Here is a 19,485-nt window from a genome sequence, read left to right as displayed (position 1 = left end):
CAGGTCACGCACCGCCAGTGTCAGCCCCAGGTTACGCAGGCGTTCAATCATCCGTACCGCGAGCAGTGAATGACCACCCAGCGCGAAGAAACTGTCGTGCCGGCTGACCTGTTCAATGTCCAGCAACTCACGCCAAATGGCCGCCAATGTGGCTTCTTTCTCTCCTTGCGGCGCCTCATAGATCTGACGGGCAAAAGCCTCGCTATCCGGTGCCGGTAGCGCACGACGATCCAGTTTACCGTTCGGGGTCAGCGGAAGGGCATCCAGCCGCACAAAGGCCGACGGCACCATGTAGTCAGGTAAAGTTGCACTCAGGTGAGTACGCAGGTTATTCGCCAGCCCCTCATCCACGGGTGCCACCACATAAGCCACCAGACGCTTATCCTGCGCTTCTCCCAACGCCAACACCACCGATTCACGTACCGCCGGGTATTCCACCAACCGGGCTTCAATTTCCCCCGGTTCAATCCGGAAACCGCGAATTTTCACCTGCTGGTCATTACGGCCAAAGAATTCCAGATTACCGTCCGGCAGGTAACGCGCCAAATCCCCGGTCCGGTACATCCGCGCATCCGGATCGTCACTGAACGGATCAACCAGAAAACGTTCCACCGTCAATTCTGGCCGGTTCAGATAACCCCGCGCAACACCCGCACCACCAACATACAATTCACCGACTGTCCCCAACGGCACTGGCTGGCCGTAGTTATCCAACAGATAGAGCGTTAAATCCGGGATACGCGTACCAATAGGGCTGGTTATCTGCGTCACATCATCATGATTCAGCTCCCGATAGGTCACATGAACCGTCGTCTCCGTGATACCGTACATATTCACCAACCGGGGCGACGTCTCTTCACGCAGGCGATACCATGGCCGCAACATACCGGGATCAAGGGCTTCTCCCCCAAAGATGATATAACGCAACTGGTCCGGCAATGGGTTGGCGACATAACTGGCAATAAAGGCTTTGAAGGCACTCGGTGTCTGATTCAACACGGTGATACCGTGCTGGCTCACAAATTGATGCAGCTCTTGCGGGGAACGGGCGATCACATGCGACACCAGAACCAGTTTTGCACCGTAGCGTAAAGCCCCCCACAATTCCCATACCGAGAAGTCAAAAGCGATGGAATGCAACAGGCACCAAACATCCTGCTGGTTAAAGTGATACCAGGATTCAGTCGCCTCAAACAAACGCAGGATATTACGGTGCTCGACCATCACGCCCTTCGGCGTACCCGTTGAACCCGAGGTGTAAATCACATACGCCAGATGCCGGGAAGTCAGCTCAGGGACCTGCGGGTTAACATCCGGCTGATCCGGCAGGGTATTATTCGGGTCAAGCACGGTCAGCGCAGCCAGCGTTTCCGCGTTCAGCGCATCACGTCCAGGGTTATCTGCCAGCAAAATAGCCGGAGCCGCATCCGTCAGAATATGGGCCAGACGCTCCCCGGTATAGACCGGATCTAACGGCACATACGCGCCACCGGCTTTCAGCACCGCCAATACTGCCACCACCATTGCCGGGGAACGTGACACACAAATCGCCACGCGTTGATCCGGCTCTACGCCCAGCGTAATTAGCTGATGGGCCAGCCGGTTAGCACGGGCATTTAATTCGGCATAACTGAGGGTTTGCTCTTCATACACTAATGCTATCGCGTCAGGCGTTTTCGCCACCTGTTGTTCAAACAATTGATGAATGCATGACGAGTCAGGAGAGGCAGTTTCCGTCACGTTCCAAGTTTTTAACAACAACGTACGTTCCGCTTCCGGCAAAATCTCCAACTGCCGTACCGGCGTTTCCGGAGCCTGTTCCAGTGCCGCCGCCAGACTTTCCAGTGCCTGCTGCATATAGCCGCATATCCTTTCCGGATCAAACGGTTGCACTACCTGAGCCGTCAGCCCCAGGGATTCAGCAAAATCCTCCACCGACAGTACAAACGGATAGTTAGTCCGCTCCTGTGCACCAAGAAATTCAATCCCGCTGATCAGCTCATCTGACGGTGCCGACAGGGTATTATGCCGATAGTTCAGCAAGCTACTAAAGAGAGGTATCTCACCCTGCACACCGCTGCACCGCTGGGCCAGTGCCAGTGACGCATATTCATGCTCTAATAGTCCGGCGAGTCGGGTATGGGCGGCCTGCACGCTGTCCTGTACCGGGGTATTATCCATATCCAGCCGCAACGGCAAGGTATTGATAAACAAACCCATACTGCTGTCTGCCCCTTCCCCCGCCTGCATACGCCCAAACAGCACCGTGCCGAACACCACTTTCTCCTGATCGCTGGTGCGCGACAATACCTGAGCCCAAGCCAGATGACACAACGCCGCCAAACTGACGCCCAAACGCCGGGCCTGACTACGCAGACGATCATTCAGCTCAGGTGCCAACATCCGGTGGGATTCCGTCACCTGCGAACCATCACGATGCACCTCCGTCAAACCAAACGGCAATGTCGGTTCATCCACCTCAGCTAACAGGTCAGTAAAGAAACGGGTGTGTTCTTCCTGACTGACCCCCAACCGGGCCTGTGCCACCAGATTGCGGAACGGTGTCGGTGCAGGCAGACGGTCTTCCTGCCCGGTCAGATACACCTGGACTTCCCGGTGCATCACTTCCATCGTTTCATGGTCACCAATCAAATGATGCAGCAATTGCAGAACAATCCAGCGGCCATCGGCTTCCTGCGCCACCACAAAGCGCAACAACGGTGCCTGATTCAGGTCAAGACGATAATGGCGGGGGTCAAAACGTTGCATTAACTGATCGCAAACCCGTCCGTCCGTCGGATCCAGAGTCAGTTCCATGACTGATAATGTGGCTTGACGCCAAACGACCTGAGCCGGCACAGATAATCCTTGCCAGATAAAGGCGGTGCGCAGGATAGCGTGGCGATCAACCACTTGTTGCACTGCCGCTAAATAATGGTCTAGCAAGGCGCGGTCAGCAAAAGCCATCTGGCTGACCACCAGATACGGATCCCCTTCATTTGCTAATAAGTGGTGGAACAAAATACCGTCCTGTAATGGCGACAGGGCATAGATATCCTGAAGATTCGCCACTCCACCCGGCACTTGCCTGACGATACGGTCAATGTCGGCCTGAGTCAGATCGATCAGCGGCAACATCTCTGGGGTGAGTGTCGTCGTCGCTGATGTAATGACGTTAGGCGGCACTATCACGGCCTGGTGCTGCCCCAACGTTCGAGCCAATTCAGACAACACCGGCGACTGGAACAGGTCACGCACCGCCAGTGTCAGCCCCAGGTTACGCAGGCGTTCAATCATCCGTACCGCGAGCAGTGAATGACCACCCAGCGCGAAGAAACTGTCGTGCCGGCTAACCTGTTCAATGTCCAGCAACTCACGCCAAATGGCCGCCAATGTGGCTTCTTTCTCTCCTTGCGGCGCCTCATAGATCTGACGGGCAAAAGCCTCGCTATCCGGTGCCGGTAGCGCACGACGATCCAGTTTACCGTTCGGGGTCAGCGGAAGGGCATCCAGCCGCACAAAGGCCGACGGCACCATGTAGTCAGGTAAAGTTGCACTCAGGTGAGTACGCAGGTTATTCGCCAGCCCCTCATCCACGGGTGCCACCACATAAGCCACCAGACGCTTATCCTGCGCTTCTCCCAACGCCAACACCACCGATTCACGTACCGCCGGGTATTCCACCAACCGGGCTTCAATTTCCCCCGGTTCAATCCGGAAACCGCGAATTTTCACCTGCTGGTCATTACGGCCAAAGAATTCCAGATTACCGTCCGGCAGGTAACGCGCCAAATCCCCGGTCCGGTACATCCGCGCATCCGGATCGTCACTGAACGGATCAACCAGAAAACGTTCCACCGTCAATTCTGGCCGGTTCAGATAACCCCGCGCAACACCCGCACCACCAACATACAATTCACCGACTGTCCCCAACGGCACTGGCTGGCCGTAGTTATCCAACAGATAGAGCGTTAAATCCGGGATACGCGTACCAATAGGGCTGGTTATCTGCGTCACATCATCATGATTCAGCTCCCGATAGGTCACATGAACCGTCGTCTCCGTGATACCGTACATATTCACCAACCGGGGCGACGTCTCTTCACGCAGGCGATACCATGGCCGCAACATACCGGGATCAAGGGCTTCTCCCCCAAAGATGATATAACGCAACTGGTCCGGCAATGGGTTGGCGACATAACTGGCAATAAAGGCTTTGAAGGCACTCGGTGTCTGATTCAACACGGTGATACCGTGCTGGCTCACAAATTGATGCAGCTCTTGCGGGGAACGGGCGATCACATGCGACACCAGAACCAGTTTTGCACCGTAGCGTAAAGCCCCCCACAATTCCCATACCGAGAAGTCAAAAGCGATGGAATGCAACAGGCACCAAACATCTTGCTGGTTAAAGTGATACCAGGATTCAGTCGCCTCAAACAAACGCAGGATATTACGGTGCTCGACCATCACGCCCTTCGGCGTACCCGTTGAACCCGAGGTGTAAATCACATACGCCAGATGCCGGGAAGTCAGCTCAGGGACCTGCGGGTTAACATCCGGCTGATCCGGCAGGGTATTATTCGGGTCAAGCACGGTCAGCGCAGCCAGCGTTTCCGCGTTCAGCGCATCACGTCCAGGGTTATCTGCCAGCAAAATAGCCGGAGCCGCATCCGTCAGAATATGGGCCAGACGCTCCCCGGTATAGACCGGATCTAACGGCACATACGCGCCACCGGCTTTCAGCACCGCCAATACTGCCACCACCATTGCCGGGGAACGTGACACACAAATCGCCACGCGTTGATCCGGCTCTACGCCCAGCGTAATTAGCTGATGAGCCAGCCGGTTAGCACGGGCATTTAATTCGGCATAACTGAGGGTTTGCTCTTCATACACTAATGCTATCGCGTCAGGCGTTTTCGCCACCTGTTGTTCAAACAATTGATGAATGCATGACGAGTCAGGAGAGGCAGTTTCCGTCACGTTCCAGGTTTCCAGCAACAACCTGCGCTCCGCCGGGGCCAGGATATCAATCGCCCCAACCGGCTGTTGAGCATGCGCAACCATCGCTTGCAGCACCGCGTGCAGATAGCCCACCTGACGCGCCATTGTCGGGGGATCAAACAGCGCCGAGGCATAATTCAACGCACCGACAATCCTGCCCGCCTCTTCTGACAAGCTCAGTTCAAGATCAAACTTAACAACATCAAACGGTTGATTGACCGGTGACACCGCCAGCCCCGGTAATTGCCACTCCGTACCCTCCGTGCTCTGCCAGGAAAACATCACCTGGAACAACGGCGTATGCGCCAGCCGACGCGGCGGCTGCACAATTTCCACCACCTGCTCAAACGGTAAATCCTGATGTGCCTGCGCCGCTAAGGCGGTTTGCCGGACCCGCGCCAGTAATTCCGTCACCGTCAGTTCACCCGGGATATCAATCCGCAACGCCAGTGTATTCACAAAGAACCCGATCAGCGGCTCCACTTCCTGACGACTGCGACCTGCACTCGGTGTCCCAATCACCACCGCTTCCTGACCGGACAGGCGCGACAGGACCACGGCCCAGGCTGACAGCAGCGTCATAAATAACGTCACACCGTGCTGCTCACTCAGGCGTTTAAGCGCGGTCGTTAACGCCGTATCCAGATTAACCGGCACGGTATGCCCGATAAATGACTGCTCAGACGGACGCGGCCGGTCAGTGGGTAAATCCAGCAGCACCGGGGCATCGGCCAGCATGGCACGCCAATAGTCGGATTGCTCCCCGGTCCGTTCAGCTGACAGCCACTGACGCTGCCAGGCGGCGTAATCCGGGTATTGAATTGTCAACGGCGGTAACGGTGCCGGTTGCCCGGTCAGAAACGCCGTATAGAGTGCGCTCAGTTCGCGTATCAGCACATCGACAGACCAGCCATCGGAAATAATGTGATGCTGGGTAAGCAGGAACCGGTATTCATCATCGGCAAGCCGGATAAGCAAAGCGCGGATAAGCGGACCACGATCAAGGTCAAATGAGGCACGCGCTTCTTCCGCACACAGGCGTTCAAGCACACGGTCCGCCTCCGGGAGCCCGCGCAGATCATGTTGGGATAACCGCAGACCGCTATCCGGTGCCAACAGTTGCACTTGTGGCTGACCGTCAACCGAAACGAAAACGGAACGTATTGCTTCATGACGGGCAAACACGCTATCCAGCGCCTGCTGCCAGGCCACGATATCCAGCTGACCACACATGTGCAGGACCATCGGAATATGGTAAGTCTCACTGACCCCCTCAAGCTGTGCCAGGAACCACAGGCGCTGTTGAGCAAATGACAACGGTAATGCCCCCTCACGGGATATCGGCAGGATAGCCGGCAGGACCGTGTCCGCCTGACCAGACCCGCCCTGCATGACCTCAGCCAACGCCAGCAAAGTGGGGAATTTAAACAGGGTCGCCAGCGACAGTTCAACACCGAAAGCCGCAACCCGGTTCATCACCCGTACCGCCAGTAACGAATGCCCCCCCAACGCAAAGAAATTGTCATATCGGCTGATGTGCTCAATCCCCAGAATTTCACGCCAAATCGCGGCCAGGGCGATTTCGGTTTCGCCCTGCGGCGCGGCATAAACCCGGTGGGCATAAGCTTCATGGTCCGGGGCCGGCAATGCCCGGCGATCCAGTTTCCCGTTCGGCGTCAACGGCAACGCCGCCAGCCGCACAAAGGCGGACGGCACCATATAATCAGGCAGCTGAACACTCAGATGGTCACGCAGGCTATGAATCAATCCCTCATCCGCCGGCGCTACCACATAAGCCACCAGCCGTTTCTCCTGCCCGTCACCCTGTGCCAATACCACCGCTTCACTCACGGCCGGGTGTTCCAGCAACCGGGCTTCAATTTCCCCCGGTTCAATCCGGAAACCGCGGATTTTCACCTGCTGGTCGTTACGGCCCAGAAACGCCAGATTGCCATCCGGCAGATAACGCGCCAAATCCCCGGTCCGGTACATCCGCGCTTCCGGGTTATCACTGAACGGATCGAGAAGGAAACGTTCCGCCGTCAGGTCAGGGCGATTGAAGTAACCCCGCGCCACACCCGCCCCGCCGATATAAATTTCACCGACCACACCCGGTGGCACCGGCTGACCATAAACGTCCAGCAAATAAAGGCCGGTGTTAGCTATCGGACGCCCGATACTTTCAATAATCCTGTCACCCCGCTGTATCGACAACCAGGCAGAATACGTTGTCGTTTCGGAAGGCCCATAGAGGTTACATAACCGCTGTACCGGCGTTTCTGCAAAAATCTGTTCAATCAAGGCACGTTTAAGCGGTTCACCCGCCAGATTGACGGTATGAACCGACGCCATCAGCGCCTGAGCCTGCAATAACGGTTTCATCGCCGACGGGACTGAGTTAATCAGGGTCACCGGCAGGGCATGCCGCATCAATGACAGGACATCATCGACCAGATGAATCACCGCACCACAAGACAACGGCATAAAGAATTCAAAAATGGACAGGTCGAAATTCATTGACGTCGAGAAAAGTGTCTCCCGGACCTCTTCCGCGCCAAAAGCCTGCTGGGCCCAGTGCAGGAAGTTCACGGTATTCCGGTGCTCAATCATCACCCCTTTTGGCACGCCTGTGGAGCCGGAAGTATAAATCACATAGGCTAGATGACGGTCAGTCAGCCCCGCTCTCTGCGGGTTGCTGTCCGTCTGGTCAGGCAAGATATTGGGGTCCAGTACCGTCAGCCCGGCCAGCGCTGACTCGCCCAGCACCCCACACCCGGCCTCATCCGCCAGTATGACGGACGGCGCAGCATCATGCAGGATATGGGTCAGACGTTCGCCCGGATAAGCCGGGTCCAGCGGCACATACGCGCCACCGGCTTTCAGGACGGCCAGCAATGCCACCACCATTGCCGGGGAACGGGCCACGCAAATCGCCACCCGCTGGTCCGGCCCGACACCCCATGCCATCAGCTGATGGGCCAGCCGGTTGGCACGGGCATTTAATTCGGCATAACTGAGAATTTGCTCTTGATACACTAACGCTGGCGCGTCAGGCGTTTTCGCCACCTGCTGTTCAAACAACTGGTGAATACACAATTGCTCAGGATAGGCAGCTTCCGTCGCGTTCCAGGTTTTTAGCAACAACCTGCGCTCCGCCGGGGCCAGGATATCAATCGCCCCAACCGGCTGTTGAGCATGTGCAACCATCGCTTGCAGCACCGCGTGCAGATAGCCCACCTGTCTCGTCATTGTCGGGGGATCAAACAGTGCCGAGGCATAATTCAACGCACCGACAATCCTGCCCGCCTCTTCTGACAAGCTCAGTTCAAGATCAAACTTAACAACATCAAACGGTTGATTGACCGGTGTCACCGCCAGCCCCGGTAATTGCCACTCCGTACCCTCCGTGCTCTGCCAGGAAAACATCACCTGGAACAACGGCGTATGCGCCAGCCGACGCGGCGGCTGCACAATTTCCACCACCTGCTCAAACGGTAAATCCTGATGCGCCTGCGCCGCTAAGGCGGTTTGCCGGACCCGCGCCAGTAATTCCGTCACCGTCAGTTCACCCGGGATATCAATCCGCAACGCCAGTGTATTCACAAAGAACCCGATCAGCGGCTCCACTTCCTGACGACTGCGACCTGCACTCGGTGTCCCAATCACCACCGCTTCCTGACCGGACAGGCGCGACAGGACCACGGCCCAGGCTGACAGCAGCGTCATAAATAACGTCACACCGTGCTGCTCACTCAGGCGTTTAAGCGCAGTCGTTAACGCCGTATCCAGATTAACCGGCACAGTATGCCCGATAAATGACTGCTCAGACGGACGCGGCCGGTCAGTGGGTAAATCCAGCAGCACCGGGGCATCGGCCAGCATGGCACGCCAATAGTCGGATTGCTCCCCGGTCCGTTCAGCTGACAGCCACTGACGCTGCCAGGCGGCGTAATCCGGGTATTGAATTGTCAACGGCGGTAACCGTGCCGGTTGCCCGGTCAGAAACGCCGTATAGAGTGCGCTCAGTTCGCGTATCAGCACATCGACAGACCAGCCATCGGAAATAATGTGATGCTGGGTAAGCAGGAACCGGTATTCATCATCGGCAAGCCGGATAAGCGAAGCGCGGATAAGCGGACCACGTTCAAGATCAAATGAAGCACGCGCTTCTTCCGCACACAGGCGTTCAAGCACACGGTCCGCCTCCGGGAGCCCGCGCAGATCATGTTGGGATAACCGCAGACCGCTATCCGGTGCCAACAGTTGCACTTGTGGCTGACCGTCAACCGAAACGAAAACGGAACGTATTGCTTCATGACGGGCAAACACGCTATCCAGCGCCTGCTGCCAGGCCACGATATCCAGCTGACCACACATGTGCAGGGCCATCGGAATATGGTAAGTCTCACTGACCCCCTCAAGCTGTGCCAGGAACCACAGGCGCTGTTGAGCAAATGACAACGGTAATGCCCCCTCACGGGATATCGGCAGGATAGCCGGCAGGACCGTGTCCGCCTGACCAGACCCGCCCTGCATGACCTCAGCCAACGCCAGCAAAGTGGGGAATTTAAACAGGGTCGCCAGCGACAGTTCAACACCGAAAGCCGCAACCCGGTTCATCACCCGTACCGCCAGTAACGAATGCCCCCCCAACGCAAAGAAATTGTCATATCGGCTGATGTGCTCAATCCCCAGAATTTCACGCCAAATCGCGGCCAGGACGATTTCGATTTCGCCCTGCGGCGCGGCATAAACCCGGTGGGCATAAGCTTCATGGTCCGGGGCCGGCAATGCCCGGCGATCCAGTTTCCCGTTCGGCGTCAACGGCAACGCCGCCAGCCGCACAAAGGCGGACGGCACCATGTAGTCAGGCAGCTGAACACTCAGATAGTCACGCAGGCTATGAATCAATCCCTCATCCGCCGGCGCTACCACATAAGCCACCAGCCGTTTCTCCGGCCCGTCACCCTGTGCCAATACCACCGCTTCACTCACGGCCGGGTGTTCCAGCAACCGGGCTTCAATTTCCCCCGGTTCAATCCGGAAACCGCGGATTTTCACCTGCTGGTCGTTACGGCCCAGAAACGCCAGATTGCCGTCCGGCAGATAACGCGCCAAATCCCCGGTCCGGTACATCCGCGCTTCCGGGTTATCACTGAACGGATCGAGAAGGAAACGTTCCGCCGTCAGGTCAGGACGATTGAAGTAACCCCGCGCCACACCCGCCCCGCCGATATAAATTTCACCGACCACGCCCGGCGGCACCGGCTGACCATAAACGTCCAGCAAATAAAGGCCGGTGTTAGCTATCGGACGCCCGATACTTTCAATAATCCTGTCACCCCGCTGTATCGACAACCAGGCAGAATACGTTGTCGTTTCGGAAGGTCCATAGAGGTTACATAACCGCTGTACCGGCGTTTCTGCAAAAATCTGTTCAATCAAGGCACGTTTAAGCGGTTCACCCGCCAGATTGACGGTATGAACCGACGCCATCAGCGCCTGAGCCTGCAATAACGGTTTCATCGCCGACGGGACTGAGTTAATCAGGGTCACCGGCAGGGCATGCCGCATCAATGACAGGACATCATCGACCAGATGAATCACCGCACCACAAGACAACGGCATAAAGAATTCAAAAATGGACAGGTCGAAATTCATTGACGTCGAGAAAAGTGTCTCCCGGACCTCTTCCGCACCAAAAGCCTGCTGGGCCCAGTGCAGGAAGTTCACGGTATTCCGGTGCTCAATCATCACCCCTTTTGGCACGCCTGTGGAGCCGGAAGTATAAATCACATAGGCTAGATGACGGTCAGTCAGCCCCGCTCTCTGCGGGTTGCTGTCCGTCTGGTCAGGCAAGATATTGGGGTCCAGTACCGTCAGCCCGGCCAGCGCTGACTCGCCCAGCACCCCACACCCGGCCTCATCCGCCAGTATGACGGACGGCGCAGCATCATGCAGGATATGGGTCAGACGTTCGCCCGGATAAGCCGGGTCCAGCGGCACATACGCGCCACCGGCTTTCAGGACGGCCAGCAATGCCACCACCATTGCCGGGGAACGGGCCACGCAAATCGCCACCCGCTGGTCCGGCCCGACACCCCGTGCCATCAGCTGATGGGCCAGCCGGTTGGCACGGGCATTTAATTCGGCATAACTGAGAGTTTGCTCTTGATACACTAACGCTGACGCGTCAGGCGTTTTCGCCACCTGCTGTTCAAACAACTGGTGAATACACAATTGCTCAGGATAGGCAGCTTCCGTCGCGTTCCAGGTTTTTAGCAGCACCGTACGTTCCGCTTCCGGCAGAATTTCCAATGCCCGAACAGGCGTTTCCGGGGCTTGCTCCAGGGCCGCCACCAGACTTTCCAGCGCCTGCTGCATATAACCGCACAGGCTTTCCGGATCAAACGGTTGCACGACCTGAGCCGTCAGCCCCAGGGCTTCCCCAAAATCCTCCACTGACAGCATTAACGGATAGTTGGTCCGCTCCTGTGCGCCCAGAAATTCAATACCATTGATAAGTTTATCTGACATTACCGGCAAGGTATTGTGCCGATAATTCAACAGGCTATTAAAGAGAGGGAGTTCACCCGGCACACCGCTGCACCGCTGGGCCAGCGCCAGTGACGCATGCTCATGTTCTAATAATCCGGCCAGCCGGGCATGCGCGGCCTGTACACTGTTCCGTACCGGCGTCTCATCGATATCCAGACGCAGCGGCAGGGTATTGATAAACAGCCCCATGCCACTGTCAGCCCCTTCTCCCGCCGCCATGCGCCCAAACAGCACGGTGCCAAACACGACATTCTTCTGACCACTGGTACGCGACAACACCTGAGCCCAGGCCAGATGACATAAAGCCGCCAGACTGACGCCCAAATGTCGGGCCTGATGACGCAAACGGTCATTCAGCTCAGGTACCAGCATCCGGTGAGATTCCGTCATCTGAGATCCATCACGATGCACCTCCGTCAATCCGAACGGCAGCGTGGGTTCAGCCACCGCCGCCAGCATCTCAGTAAAGAAACGGGTATGCGCTTCCTGACTCTCCCCCAGCCGGACCTGCGCCACCAGATTGCGGAACGGTGTCGGGGCAGACAGGCTATCCTCCTGCCCCGTCAGATACACCTGGACTTCGCGGTGCATCACTTCCAACGTTTCATGGTCGCCAATCAGGTGATGCAGCAATTGCAGGACAATCCAGCGGCCATCGGTTTCCTGCGCCACCACAAAGCGCAATAACGGCGCTTCCCCCAAGTCGAGACGATGATGACGCGGATCAAAACGTCGGGTTAACTGTTCACTGATTGAACCGTCAACTGGGTTTAATGTCAGTTCAGTCACCGACAATTGGGCCTGACGCCAGACTACCTGCGCCGGCACTGACAATCCTTGCCAGATAAAAGCCGTACGTAAGATATCGTGCCGATCAACCACTCGTTGAACTGCGGTCAGATAACGATCTAACAGAGACCGGTCAGCAAAGGCCATCTGCCCCATCAACAGATACGGATCACCTTCATTTGCCAACAGATGATGAAATAAAATGCCATCCTGCAACGGCGACAACGCATAAATATCCTGAATATTGGCCATCCCGCCCGGTACCTGCGCGACAATGTGGTCAATATCAGGCTGAGTCAAATCAATCAGCGGCAACATCGCCGGCGTCAGCGCCGTGGTTGCCGGGGTGATGACGTTAGGCAGCACGGTCACCGCCTGATGCTGTCCCAGTGACTGGGCCAGTTCAAACAACACCGGCGACTGGAACAAATCACGCGCCGTCAGGGTCAATCCCCGGTGACGCAGGCGTTCAATCATCCGTATAGCGAGTAATGAATGGCCGCCCAGGGCAAAGAAGCTGTCATACCGGCTGACCTGTTCAACCCCCAGTAATTCACGCCAAATAACCGACAGGGCGATTTCTGTTTCGCCTTGCGGTGGCGCGTAAACCTGACGGGCAACGGCTTCACCATCCGGTGCCGGTAGCGCACGACGATCCAGTTTACCGTTCGGCGTCAATGGAAACGCCGCCAGACGCACAAAGGCCGACGGCACCATATAATCAGGCAAAACGGTACTCAGGTAGGCACGCAGGCTGTTCATCAGCCCCTCATCCGCTGGTGCCACTACATAGGCCACCAGCCGTTTATCCTCCCCTTCCCCCCATACCAACACAGCAACCTCACGCACCGCCGGATGTTCGGCCAACCGAGCCTCAATTTCCCCCGGTTCAATCCGGAAACCACGGATTTTCACCTGCTGATCGTTGCGGCCCAGAAACTCCAGATTGCCGTCCGGCAGATAACGCGCCAAGTCCCCGGTGCGGTACATGCGGGCATCCGGGTTATCACTGAACGGATCAACCAGAAAACGTTCAGCCGTCAATTCAGGGTGATTAAGATAACCACAAGCAACCCCATCGCCCCCGACATAAATCTCCCCGGCCACCCCCAACGGCACCGGCTGACCATACGCATCCAACAGATAAACCCGCGTGTTGGCTACCGGTCGGCCAATAGGGATGCGGATCGCTCCCTGTGCTAATGCCGTGATACGGTATGTCGTCGTAAAGGTAGTGCCTTCACTCGGCCCATAGCCATTCAATAACTGTTGTGGCGGACTCGTGCTCAATACCTGCCCGATAACATGGGGATCAAGGGCATCGCCCCCGACAATCAGGAGCTTTATTTGCGGAAGAACCGGAGACAGCTCCGCCGCCAATTGGTTAAACAATCCAACACTCAGCCACAGCACGGTCATTCGCTGCACCTGTAGAACTTGTACAAACTCCAGCGGTGTCAACAAAGTGACACGATCGACCACCACTAACGCGCCACCATTGAGCAACGGAGCCCAGACTTCAAACGTGCTGGCATCGAAAGCCGGGTTAGCGGCAAAGGCCACCCGATCACCCGGTCCAATTTCGGCATAGCCATTATTGATGACCAGCCGGACCACCGCACGATGGGGCACCACCACGCCTTTGGGCATACCCGTCGAGCCGGAGGTATACATAATATATGCCAATCCGGCACTGGAACACGGTAAATCAGGGTTTAAACGATCTTTCTCGCTACTCGTATCTGTCTCATCAGAAAGACGCCACAGGGGAACAGTCAGGTTAGCCGGAATATCCACCCGGGTATCGGTGAGCAGCAATTTGGCTGAAGAATCCCTCATTAGCCAATTTTTCCGCTCATCCGGCATACTGGGGTCAATCGGCACGTAAACGGCACCCGCTTTAAGAATAGCTAATTGGGCCACCACCAGTTCCACCGATCGCTCTAACAGGAGCGCAACATGATCACCAAGACAAATCCCTTGTTCGATCAGCTGATGAGTCAACTGGTTAGCACGGGCATTCAGTTCCCTATAGCTCAGCGTCTTCTCTCCCGCTACCAGTGCCGTTGCTTCTGGGGTTTTCGCCACCTGCTGTTCAAACAATTGATGAATACACAACGCATCAGGATATACAGTTTCCGTGGCGTTCCAGGTTTTTAACAGCAACGTACGTTCCGCTTCCGGCAAGATTTCCAATGCCCGAACAGGCATATCCGGGGTTTGCTCAAGCGCCTCCACCAGACTTTCCAGTACCTGCTGCATATAACCGCACAGGCTTTTCGGATCAAACGGTTGCACTACCTGAGCCGTCAGCCCCAGGGATCCACCAAAATCCTCCACCGACAGCACAAACGGATAGTTGGTCCGCTCCTGTGCGCCCAGAAATTCAATACCGCTGATAAGTTCATCAGACGTTACCGGCAAGGTATTGTGCCGATAATTCAACAGGCTATTAAAGAGTGGGAGCTCACCCTGTACACCACTGCACCGCTGGGCCAGTGCCAGTGACGCATGTTCATGCGCTAATAATCCGGCCAGTCGGGTATGGGCGGCCTGTACGCTGTCCCGTACCGGCGTCTCGTCGATATCCAGTTGCAACGGCAAAGTATTAATAAACAGCCCCATCCCATTGTCGGCGCTGTCCCCTGCCTGCATACGCCCAAACAATACCGTGCCGAACACCACTTTCTCCTGCCCGCTGGTACGCGACAACACCTGCGCCCAGGCCAGATGACACAGGGCCGCCAGACTGACCCCCAAACGCCGGGCCTGACTGCGCAGACGATCATTCAGCTCAGGTGCCAGCATCCGGTGAAATTCCGTCACCTGTGAGCCGTCGCGGTGCACTTCTGCCAGCCCGAATGGCAGCGTTGGTTCATCTACCGCCGCCAGCATGTCGGTAAAGAAACGGGTATGCGCTTCCTGACTTACGCCCAACCGGGCCTGCGCCACCAAATTACGGAAAGGAACCGGCGCAGGCAGGCTATCCGTCTGATCCCTAAGGTGTGCCTGGACTTCGCGGTGCATCACTTCCATCGTTTCATGATCGCCAATCAGGTGATGCAGCAATTGCAGGGCAATCCAGCGGCCATCGGTCTCCTGCGCCACCACAAAGCGCAATAACGGCGCTTCCTCCAAGTCGAGACGATGATGACGCGGATCAAAACGCCGGGTTAACTGGTCACTCACCGGACCGTCAACCGGGTTCAGTGTCAACTCCGTCACCGACAATTGGGCCTGACGCCAGACCACCTGCGCCGGTACTGACAATCCTTGCCAGATAAAAGCCGTGCGTAAAATATCGTGCCGATCAACCGTCCGTTGAACTGCGGCCAGATAACGATCTAACAGAGACCGGTCAGCAAAGGCCATCAAACCCGTCAACAGATACGGATCCCCTTCGTTTGCCAGTAAGTGGTGGAATAAAATACCGTCCTGCAACGGCGACAGGGCATAGATATCCTGAATATTGGCGATCCCGCCCGGCACCTGTTCAACGATACGGTCAATCTCAGTCTGAGTCAGATCAATCAGTGGCAACATCGCCGGCGTCAGGGTCGTGTCTGCCGGGGTGATGACGTTAGGCGGCACAGTCACCGCCTGATGCTGTCCCAGTGACCGGGCCAGTTCAAACAGTACCGGAAACTGGAACAGATCACGCGCCGTCAGTGTCAATCCCAGGTGACGCAGGCGTTCAACCATCCGTATCGCGAGCAGCGAATGCCCCCCTAGGGCAAAGAAACTGTCATGCCGGCTAACCTGTTCAATCCCCAGTAATTCACACCAAATCGCCGCCAGGGCAATTTCCGTTTCGCCTTGAGGCGCTTCGTAAACTTGATAAGCAAAGGCTTCATTGTCCGGGGCCGGCAATGCCCGGCGATCCAATTTACCGTTCGGCGTCAGCGGAAATGCATCCAGACGCACAAAGGCGGACGGCACCATATAGTCAGGTAAAATGGCACTCAGGTGGGCACGCAGGCTGTTCACCAGCCCGTCATCCGCCGGTGCCACCACATAGGCCACCAGCCGTTTATCCTCCCCTTCCCCCCGAGCCAGCACAGCAGCTTCATGCACCACCGGATGCTCTGCCAGACGCACCTCAATTTCCTCCGGTTCAATGCGGAAACCGCGGATTTTAACTTGCTGATCATTACGGCCCAGAAACTCCAGATTACCGTCCGGCAGATAACGCGCCAAATCCCCGGTCCGGTACATACGCGCATTCGGGTTATCACTGAATGGATCAACCAGGAAACGTTCGGCGGTTAACTCAGGGCGATTGAAATAACCCTGGGCAACGCCATCCCCCCCGACATAAATCTCACCAATCCCCCCCAACGGCACGGGCTGACCATAGGCATCCAACAGATAAACCCGCGTGTTGGCTACTGGTCGGCCAATAGGGATACGGGCCGCTCCCTGCGCCAATGCATTGATTCGGTATGTCGTCGTAAAGGTAGTACCTTCACTCGGCCCATAGCCATTTAATAGCTGTTGTGGCGGACTCGTGCTCAATACCTGCCCAATGACACGGGGATCAAGGGCATCTCCCCCGACAATCAGGAGCTTTATCTGCGGAAGAACTGGGGACAACTCCGCCGCCAGCTGGTTAAACAACCCAACACTCAGCCACAGCACCGTCATTCGCTGAACCTGTAAAGCCTGTACAAAAGTTTGCGGTGTCAGCAAAGTGACGTGCTCGACAACTACTAACGCGCCACCATTGAGCAATGGCGCCCAGACTTCAAACGTGCTGGCATCGAAAGCCGGATTAGCGGCAAAGGCCACTCGGTCATCCGGTCCAATTTCAGCATAACCATTGTTGATGACCAGCCGGACCACCGCACGATGAGGCACCAGGACCCCTTTAGGTGTACCGGTAGAGCCGGAGGTATACATGATATACGCTAACTCAGCGCTAGCACACGGTAAGTCGGGGTTGAGGCGATCTTCCTCTCTATCCGTGTCTGTCTCATCAGAGAGACGCAACAGCGGAACAGCCAGGTTAGCCGGAATATCATCCCGTGTATCAGTGAGCAATAACCTGGCTGAACAATCGCTTATCAGCCAGTTTTTCCGTTCATCCGGCACATTGGGATCAATCGGCACGTAAACAGCGCCGGCTTTGAGAATAGCCAATTGGGCCACCACCAACCCCATCGATCGCTCTAACAAGAGCGCAACATGATCACCGGGATCAACCCCTTGTTCGATCAGCTGACGAGCCAACCGGTTAGCACGCGTATTCAGTTCCGTGTAACTGAAGGTCTTCTCTCCCGCTATCAGTGCCGTCGCTTCTGGGGTTTTCGCCACCTGTTGTTCAAACAACTGATGAATACACAACGTATCAGGATACACAGTTTCGGTGGCGTTCCAAGTTTCCAGTAACAGCGTACGCTCAGCCTCCGGCAACAAATTAAGCTGCCAGACAGGGATTTCATCACCACGCCTTTTCGACAATGCCAGCACCTTTAAATGCTCACTCATCCGCTGAACCACTTCCGGGCTCAGGCGATTTTCATCATAGATCCAGCGGAAACCGCCCTGCGCATTCATCTGGAGCGTCAGCAATTCACCAAGTACTTCTTGAGCACACGGTCTGTCATCCTGTATCGCAGTGACGGCGATCTGCCACGGTCGGCTTGTTCTTAATGCCGGGATAGCCCGTAGTAAAGGAGAGCGAGAGGGAAGATCACGGCTGAATGTACGGTGCTGTGCCAATCGGGCAAGTTCATCATCAACCCAGTCAGCTACCGCACGCCAGGGCTTATCAAACGCCACTTCAATGATCATAGGTACCATCGACGCCAAATCTGCCGACTTATCTTTTACCTCATCCACACACCAGCCGATTTGGAATTGAGCCTGCTGAGTCAGACGCGCAAGATAGATAAAAAATATCTGCAACAATGACTGTAATGGATCTTCTTCATTGTTTTTTGGCAGTGGAGGCTGCCAAGAATCCATGACCCATCGGGGTTCCGCCTGTTTACCCATCATTTCAAAAGGTAACTGGAGCGGTTGCAAAGCGGCAAGACGCTCACACCAAAATGATTCACTAGGTGCCAGTGCCTGAAGGGTATTTTTTACATTCTGGGCCTGCTGTGAAGAAAGCAGAGGAAGCTGTTTACCTGACCTGAGTGCCGATATATCAGCAAGCTCTCTGGCAGACAGTAAGTGACCTTCAAGGGTAGCGAATCCCCCAATCCGCACATCCTCACTGCCGGTTGTCACCTGCCAGGCGTCCTCTTCCACTCTAATCAATGTACCGGGTACCCCCTCAGAACACTGTTTCAACCTCTGAAGCCAGGAAATCTGTACCGGGCCCTGTCTCAGTAACAGTTTCGGGCAACCTAATGGATTTGGGTAATTCTCGCCAAAATCTAATGCCCGCACTAAAGCCGACAGGGCCTCTCCCGGCTGTTCCCAACACAAATAGCCACCAAAATCAGGGCGATGCGATAGCGCATAAAAACTCCGTTGCGAAAGATCCTGTGGGTGAGTCACCAATGCGCCGTGACCCAGATTTTTCAGCAGTTCAATAAATCCTTTCTGGGCAGCTTGATAACACTTCAAATTCAACGAGAAAGCATTATCGTGTTCCTCAATCGATACCGGCCATTGCACCGCAATATCGCCGGTATCCACACCACCTTCAATACAGTGCCAGGAAATAGCGTAATGTGTTTCTTGGGCTAACAACGCCCATGAAGTGGCATGCCTGCCCGCATAACGTGGCAGCGGACTATCATGATAATTAAAAGCCCCGCCGCGAATCTGCTTAATCAGCGACACCGGCAAGATCATGGGGTTAACAACGGAGAAAAGCCAATCGACAGGGTGTAACGTGATTTGTTCTTGTAATGCATCAACTGAGTTCACACAAGCAATCCCTTGTTGAGCAGCCCATGTTTGCAGAATGGTATCAGTAGGTAGCACTGCTTGTATGGTATGACCAGCCGCCTGAATTTGCCCGGCGCAGAACACTGCAAGGGTTGTCCCGCCTACCACGACGCATGTTTTTGATGGAATCGATGTATCGTTTGTATTATGAGTTATATTTTCACATGACATCTGAGAGAGAGCTTCGGCTTTAAGAACATTTCCCACTGTAGCAATGTTATCTTTCAT

1 protein-coding gene (cut by a window edge) is annotated in these 19,485 nt (G+C 55.8%); it reads right to left on the bottom strand.

Annotated features, from left to right (window positions below):
- Positions 1-19,485, bottom strand: the 5' portion of a protein-coding gene (locus tag ACUN2T_RS09705; RefSeq protein WP_445497288.1) for a non-ribosomal peptide synthase/polyketide synthase. 16,935 nt of this gene lie to the left of the window's left edge; 19,485 of the gene's 36,420 nt are visible here — the first part of the coding sequence; it begins with the start codon at positions 19,483-19,485; its stop codon lies beyond the left edge, outside the window.

The sequence above is a fragment of the Photorhabdus machadonis genome, assembly GCF_052657765.1.
Note: the sequence above shows the minus strand (reverse complement) of the source record. Positions and strands in the feature narration are given on the sequence as shown.